At 71.8% G+C, this 6,486-nt stretch carries 8 protein-coding genes; 5 read left to right on the top strand and 3 right to left on the bottom strand.

Annotated elements, in window-relative coordinates; genetic code table 11:
- Nucleotides 1–15: 15 nt before the first annotated feature.
- The 3 genes from ACFZB9_RS15520 to ACFZB9_RS15530 all read right to left on the bottom strand — a co-directional run bounded on the left by ACFZB9_RS15520 (nt 16) and on the right by ACFZB9_RS15530 (nt 1,471).
- The gene (locus ACFZB9_RS15520) at nt 16–273 is read right to left on the bottom strand and encodes a hypothetical protein (protein WP_391447290.1); all 258 of its coding nucleotides are present in this window, start codon (nt 271–273) and stop codon (nt 16–18) included.
- Nucleotides 270–623, bottom strand: coding sequence for a hypothetical protein (locus ACFZB9_RS15525; RefSeq protein WP_391447419.1), 354 nt, complete (start codon nt 621–623; stop codon nt 270–272). Before ACFZB9_RS15525 ends, ACFZB9_RS15520 begins: the two co-directional genes overlap by 4 nt.
- A 257-nt stretch (nt 624–880) precedes the next feature.
- Nucleotides 881–1,471 carry a hypothetical protein gene (locus ACFZB9_RS15530; RefSeq protein WP_391447292.1) on the bottom strand — a complete coding sequence of 197 codons (591 nt, stop codon included), beginning with the start codon at nt 1,469–1,471 and terminating at the stop codon, nt 881–883.
- 293 nt (nt 1,472–1,764) lie between these two features.
- Here ACFZB9_RS15530 and ACFZB9_RS15535 point away from each other — a divergent pair, with 293 nt between their 5' ends.
- From ACFZB9_RS15535 to ACFZB9_RS15555, 5 genes are all read left to right on the top strand, one after another.
- The gene (locus tag ACFZB9_RS15535) at nt 1,765–2,346 is read left to right on the top strand and encodes a Uma2 family endonuclease (protein ID WP_391447294.1); all 582 of its coding nucleotides are present in this window, start codon (nt 1,765–1,767) and stop codon (nt 2,344–2,346) included.
- Between the two features lie 49 nt (nt 2,347–2,395).
- Nucleotides 2,396–3,961: a phytoene desaturase family protein gene (locus ACFZB9_RS15540; RefSeq protein ID WP_391447296.1), complete on the top strand. Its 1,566-nt coding sequence runs from the start codon at nt 2,396–2,398 to the stop codon at nt 3,959–3,961.
- A 133-nt stretch (nt 3,962–4,094) separates the two neighbouring features.
- Nucleotides 4,095–4,286 (top strand): ferredoxin, encoded by a 192-nt coding sequence (locus ACFZB9_RS15545; protein WP_391447298.1) that lies wholly within the window; start codon nt 4,095–4,097, stop codon nt 4,284–4,286.
- 156 nt (nt 4,287–4,442) lie between these two features.
- On the top strand, nt 4,443–5,516 hold the full coding sequence (locus ACFZB9_RS15550) for a hypothetical protein (protein ID WP_391447300.1): 1,074 nt from the start codon (nt 4,443–4,445) through the stop codon (nt 5,514–5,516).
- Between the two features lies 1 nt (nt 5,517).
- Nucleotides 5,518–6,369, top strand: a complete 852-nt coding sequence (locus ACFZB9_RS15555) for an alpha/beta fold hydrolase (RefSeq protein ID WP_391447302.1) — start codon at nt 5,518–5,520, stop codon at nt 6,367–6,369.
- Nucleotides 6,370–6,486: the final 117 nt, after the last annotated feature.

The raw sequence follows: 6,486 nt of genomic DNA on the forward strand, positions 1-6,486 counted from the left end.
CCCGCCCCCTCGGCGTCAGCCGTAGTGGTGGACCCGGACGACGTAGATCGCTTCGCCTCGGACGTCCGTGATGTAGAAGACCATCAGGTCCGGCCTGGAGACACTGCGCAGGCCGGGACCGGCATCCTGGAAGTCCGGGCCGTCCAGGTAGACCATGGAGTTGACGACGGACAGCTCGGTGGCGATCTCCTCCACCTCCTTGACCACCTCGGGAGGCAGGCCCGCGACCACCGCGTCGGCATCCGGGAGGAATTCCCAGGTCCACTGGCTCACGTGGAGATCTCCTGGTCGGCCTCGGCCAGGAGGGCGGCGATCTCGACAGCCGCGGCTCGCCGCTCGGCAGGGTCTTCGGACTGGGCCACCAGCCGTTCGCAGTGGTGGAAATGCTCCGCCCGGGCCGGGATGCGCTCGATCGCGACGACGACACCCCACTTGCGGTGGAAGAGGTGGACCGGGGCCAGGCTGTCGCGCTCGGAGGCCCAGGTGAAGGCCTGCTGCATGTCCTCGAACAGCTCGGGCAGGCGGGACGGAACGAGCACCGCCACCGCCCTCCGGAGCGCCGGGTACTCCAGGGGTGGCATCGGGATGCGAGGCTCATCGGAGTGGTGCGCTGCGCTGGTCACGGTGTCCTCCAAGGGCTGTGCGGCCACCGTACGGCAACGGGGTGGTGGGGTGCCAAGAGCGACTTGCTCCACCGGGGGTACGAGGACCTCGCGGACCGGTTGAACTCGATCGGGGCGCGGATCGAGACGTTCCGGGACATCTGAGGGGGCGGTCCGGGGGCCGTGCAGGGCGGGCAGAGGGTGTTCGGGTCGGTCGTCGCGGGCTGACCCTGGGCACCCTCTGCCCTTCGGTGGGGCGGGACTTCGGCCCTGCTCGGCTAGAACGTGGTCCAGTCGTTGTCGTCCGGGGTGCCCAGGGTGCGGATGTGGTCGGGCAAGGAGGCGTCGTAGGAGTCCGTGTCGATCTTGAACTTGCCGTTCGGGCCGATGCCGTAGATCACGACCCGCACCGTGCCCTGGTTGGTCATACTGGCCACGTAGGCGCACTGACCGGGGCTCAACGTGACGCTCTGCGCGTTGTGGAACTGCGGGAAGACCACGAACGAGGAGTAGGTGCCGCCCGAGCAGAGTTCGAACGCCGAGGCCGGGGCGGAACGGCCCTGGGAGGCACCGCCGGCGCTGCCGCCGCCGCCGATGCTGCCGCCGCCACCACCGCCCTGCGAGGCACCGCCCGCCGACCCGCCGCCACCGCCCTGGGAGGCACCGCCGGCGCTGCCGCCGCCGCCGATGCCGCCGCCCTGCGAGGCGCCGCCGACCGACCCGCCGCCACCGCCCTGCGAGGCGCCGCCGGCGCTGCCGCCGCCGCTGATCCCGCCGGACTGGGCCGCGAAGGCGCCGCCGCTGAGGGCGAGGGTCAGGCCGGCGGCCGCGGCCAGGACGCCCGCGGTACGCACGATGGACACGTTCATCTACATCCTCCGAAAGGAAGGGCAGTGGGCGAAGGACTGACCCGTGGTCACATCCCGCTGGGTAGACGGACCGGGGGTCATGCCGGGTTCGGTCCACCACGCCGCGTTCGGAGGCGGTGCGGCGGGCGTGCCGCCGAGATGGATGTGCCCGCCGGCTCCCGTGCCCCGCGGTAGTGCTGCTGGCTGTTGAACTCGATCGGGGCGCAGATCGTGATGTTCCGGGACATCCGAGGGGGCGGGTGGCTAGGCTCGTGGGTGTAGCAGGCAGCTCGGCCCAAGGAGGGCAACGGCTCATGACCGCGATCGCTGACCGCCCGCAGATGGCACCTGAGGAGTTCGAGGAGTTCGCCCGCATCGTCACTCACACTCTGGAGGGCATGCGTGTCGAGCTCATCAACGGGAAAGTGCGGGTCAAGCCGGTGCCGGATGGCGATCACGGGCTCATCCTGGAGTGGTTGATGCGGGTCTGCATCCAGGCGCGGCCGGAGCTGTGGATCTACGACCAGGGCTTGAAGATTGAAACGTATCGGACGGGGCACGCGCGCCCGGACGGCACGCTCGCTCCCAGCGGTTCTTTCGGCGGCCAGGGCGAGTGGGTCGACGCGGATGCTGCTCTGATGGTTGTCGAGATCACGTCCTACGACTCCGACACCGACCGTCGGGATCGGAAGGAGAAGCCTCGGTCCTATGCCGAGACCGGGATCCCGGTCTATCTGCTGATCGACCGGGATTCGTGTGAGGTGAAGGTCCACAGCGAGCCGGGCGGCGGTCGTTACGGAAAGATCGAGATGGTCACCTTCGGCATGTCGGTGACGCTGCCCGATCCGGTCGGGATCACGTTGGAGACGGAGCCGCTCAAGGAGTGGGTGCGCTGAGGGTGACCGCGGTCTGGCCGGTCGCGATGGCGGCGTGTTACCAAGGGGTATGGCGACATATGACGCGGTGATCGTCGGTGGTGGCCACAACGGGCTGGTCGCGGCGGCGTATCTGGCCCGGGCCGGGCGACGGGTGGTCGTGCTGGAGCGGCTCGGGCGGACCGGGGGTGCGGCGGTCTCCACGCGGCTGTTCCCCGGGGTCGACGCCCGGGTCTCGGCCTACTCCTACCTGGTCAGTCTGCTGCCGTCGAAGATCGTGAAGGACCTCGGGCTGCGCTTCACCGTCCGCAAGCGCGCTGTCTCCTCCTACTCACCCACCGTGCGTGCCGGGCGGCCGACCGGTCTTCTGGTGGAGCGCGACCCCGCGCGCACCCGCGCGTCGTTCGCCCGGCTCACCGGTTCGGACAAGGAGTTCGACTCCTGGCAGCGATTCCACGGCATGCTCGGGCAGGTGGCCGAGCGGGTCTTCCCGACGCTCACCGAACCGCTGCCCACCAGCGCCGAACTCCGCGCCCGCATCGACGACCCGGCCGCCTGGGAAGCCCTCTTCGAGCGCCCCATCGGCGAGGCGATCGAGGCCGCCTTCGACGACGACCTGGTGCGCGGCGCGGTGCTCACCGACGCCCTCGTGGGCACCTTCACCCACGCCCATGACCCCACGCTGCGCCAGAACCGCTGTTTCCTCTACCACGTCATCGGCGGCGGTACCGGCGACTGGGACGTCCCCGTGGGCGGGATGGGAGCCTTGACCGACGCCCTCGCCGACGCGGCCCGTGCCGCCGGCGCGCAGATCCTCACCGCGTGCGAGGTGACGCACCTCGCCACCGATGGCCGGACGGCCGAAGTGACCTCCACACGCGGTACGTTCGCGGCTCGGCACGTCCTGGTCAACGCCTCCCCCCAGGAACTGGCCCGGCTGCTGGGCGAGCAGGCTCCGCCGCCGTCCGAGGGAGCCCAGCTCAAGGTCAACATGCTGCTGCGGCGCCTGCCGAGGCTGCGCGACAGCGCCGTCGAACCGCGCGCGGCCTTCGCGGGGACCTTCCACATCAGCGAGGGGTACGAGGAGTTGGAGACCGCCTACCGGCAGGCGGCCGCGGGCCGGATCCCGTCCGCCCCGCCCTCGGAGATCTACTGCCACTCCCTGACGGACCCCTCCATCCTCGGCCCCGCGTTGGCCCGCGAGGGGTATCACACCCTCACCCTCTTCGGCCTGCACGCTCCCGCCCGGCTGTTCACCGCCGACCACGACGCCACCCGCGAGAAGCTGCTCCGGGCCACGCTGGACCAGCTCGACGCCCACCTCGCCGAGCCGCTCGCCGACTGCCTGGCCGTCGACGGCCAGGGCCGTCCGTGCCTCGACGCCAGGAGCCCCCTGGACGTGGAACGGGAGCTGGGGCTGCCCGGCGGCAACATCTTCCACACCGCCCTCGACTTCCCCTATGTGGGCGGGGGCTGGGGCGCGGGCGGGGGCGGTGGCGGGGAAGGCGCGGCGGCCCGGTGGGGCGTCGGGACCGCCCACCCCAACGTCCTGCTGTGCGGGTCGGGCGCCGCCCGCGGTGGCGGGGTCAGCGGAATCCCCGGCCACAACGCGGCCATGGCGGTACTGGGTCGCTGACCCGGGCCGGGGGCTGAGCCGGGTCAGGGTTGGGATCGTCGGGTCTGGGCGATTGCCTGACGGGTGGTCATGTCGGTCTCTATGCTTCGACCGCTGTTGACGACCGGGCTGACGTCCTAGCTGTGGAGGCGGCATGAAGATCTCTGTGGATCACGATCACTGTATTGGCTCCGGGATGTGCGAGATGACCGCACCCAGAGTGTTCACCCTGAGTGATGACGGCTATGGCGAGGTCATCCCCGGGAAGGAGGACGGCGCCGGTGACCCGATGGTGAAGGAGGCCGTGCGGGGGTGCCCGGTGCAGGCCATCAAGGTCGGCGAGTAACTGTCCCGAACGGGCTGGTTGTGGCCGGGCGTTGGCGGCCGTGACCAGCCCGTTCGCCAGGCTGTCCCGGGTGGTGAACCGAGGGGTGGCCCGGGGCGTTGTTCCCGGTGGGTGTTGTGCTGCCCATCGTGTGTGCGGCGACCTCAGGAGGACAGCGTGCTCAGATTCGAAGGCCCGTGGCGGATCACCGTCATCAGCAAGCACGCCGCCTTCGACCAGCGCGTGGTGGTCCGGAGCCCGTACGGCGCCAAGGTGCTGCCCGGGCACGCGGGGGCCAGCATGGACGTGGACATGGAGAGCTGGGGGCTTTCGCTGGAGCACCACTACTACGGCCGGAACTGGCAGGACAACCTGCGGACCATCCCCGGTCCCATGACCGAGCACGGTGGGGTGCGCAGCCAGGTGCTGACCAGCAACGACTGCCACTGGCCTGGAAAGGCGATGGACTACCCCAACTTCGTGGTGCGGGTGGAGCAGGTGGTGGCGCGGAAGACCGAGCGGGGCGAGGCTCCCGGGGCCGCGCCGGTGCCGGCCGCGACGCAGAGTGTGCGGACCTCGACGGGGTCGGGGCCGGGGTTCGGGGCGGTCCCGGCGGTCCCGGCGGTCCCGATGGAGGGATCGGGGTCGGGGTCGGATCAGGGGTGGCGGACGGGCGCTTCGGAGGCGGAGCAGTCGGCTGTGCAGTCCGGCGTGCAGCACGCTGTGCAGCCCCGGCTGGTGCCCGGATGGCGGCGGCCCGGCCCGGTGCTCCCGGCAGTCGGGGAGGCGATGGCGACTGGGACCGTCCGAGCGGAACGTGGGGAGATGGTGGTGGGGCAGCGGCTCTCCCCGGGGACTCCGATGCAGCCCAGTGTGCGGGCTGGTGTGTGGGTTGGTGGGTCGGCGGGGGAGGCCGGGGCGGGGCAGGGGGTCGTCAGGGCCGAGCGCGGGGTGCCGACGGAGCCTGCGGTGTCGGGGGAGGCTGGGGTGCGGCCGGGCGGGACGGTGGGGGCGCAGGCCAATGTGGTGCCCGGGGTGCCCGGGGTGCCCGGGGTGCCCGGGGAGCCTGTGGTGCGGAGGGCGCGGTCGCGGGTTGCGGGGGTTCCGGCGCAGCCCGCCGTGCGGCCTGAGGCGAGGGCTGAGGCGAGGCCTGAGGTGGGCAGGAGTGACGGGTGGTGGCCGAGTACGGTGAGTTCCGGGGAGGACCTTGGCAGTCTGATCGAGCGGGAGTTGCGTGCTGATGGATCGTGAGATGACCGACCTTGAGCGAGTCACCATTGAGGTGGGCCCGCATACGCATGATGCGCTGGCGGCCGGCCCGGTCGAGGGTGAGCTCGTGCTGTTGCTGCACGGCTGGCCCGAGTTCGCGGACTGCTGGACGCCGGTGCTGCACGCGCTGGGCGCGGCCGGGCTGCGGGCGGTGGCTGTCGACCAGCGGGGCTATGCCCCCGGTGCCCGGCCCGGTGAGATCGCCGACTACGCCGTGGGTGAGTTGGTCGCCGACGCGTTGGCCTTCGCCGACGCGCAGGGCGCCGAGCGGTTCCACCTGGTCGCCCACGACTGGGGCGGCATGGTGGCCTGGGTGCTCGCCGCCGAGCACCCGGAGCGGCTCAAGTCGCTGACCGTGCTGGCCACTCCGCACCCGAGCGCGCTTGCCCGGGCCGCCGCCGAGGACGAGGCGCAGGACCGCCGGCTCGACTACGTGCGGATGTTCCGCACGGAGGGCGGTGTGGCGGAGGAGCGTCTGCTCGCCGAGGGTGCGGCCCGGCTGCGCGCCGCCTACGGTGGTCGGGTGGCAGCGGAGTTGGTGGAGGAGAACGTGCGGCGGCTCTCCGAGCCCGGTGCGCTCACTGCCACGCTCAACTGGTACCGGGCGCCGGCCGGTCCGCTGGCCGTCGAGGCCGGGCGGATTGCCGTTCCGACGCTGTTCCTGTGGGGCAGCGAGGACATGGCGCTGGGCCGTGGGGCGGCCGAGGCCACGGGCGGTTGGGTGGACGGCCCCTACCGGTTCGAGGAGTTGGTGGGGGCCAGCCACTGGCTGCCCGAGGAGGTCCCCGACCTGGTGATCCCGCGGGTACTGGAGCACCTGTCCGGCCGGGACTGACCGGGCAGGGCAGGGCGACGGCCCGGACGATCTGTGGGGGATCGTCCGGGCCGTTGTGTGTTCGTGGGGGCTGGGGGCTCGCGGGTCAGAGGGTGGTGGCGAGGGTGAGGAAGGCGG

Source organism: Kitasatospora sp. NPDC008050, assembly GCF_042957465.1.
GTDB lineage: Bacteria > Actinomycetota > Actinomycetes > Streptomycetales > Streptomycetaceae > Kitasatospora.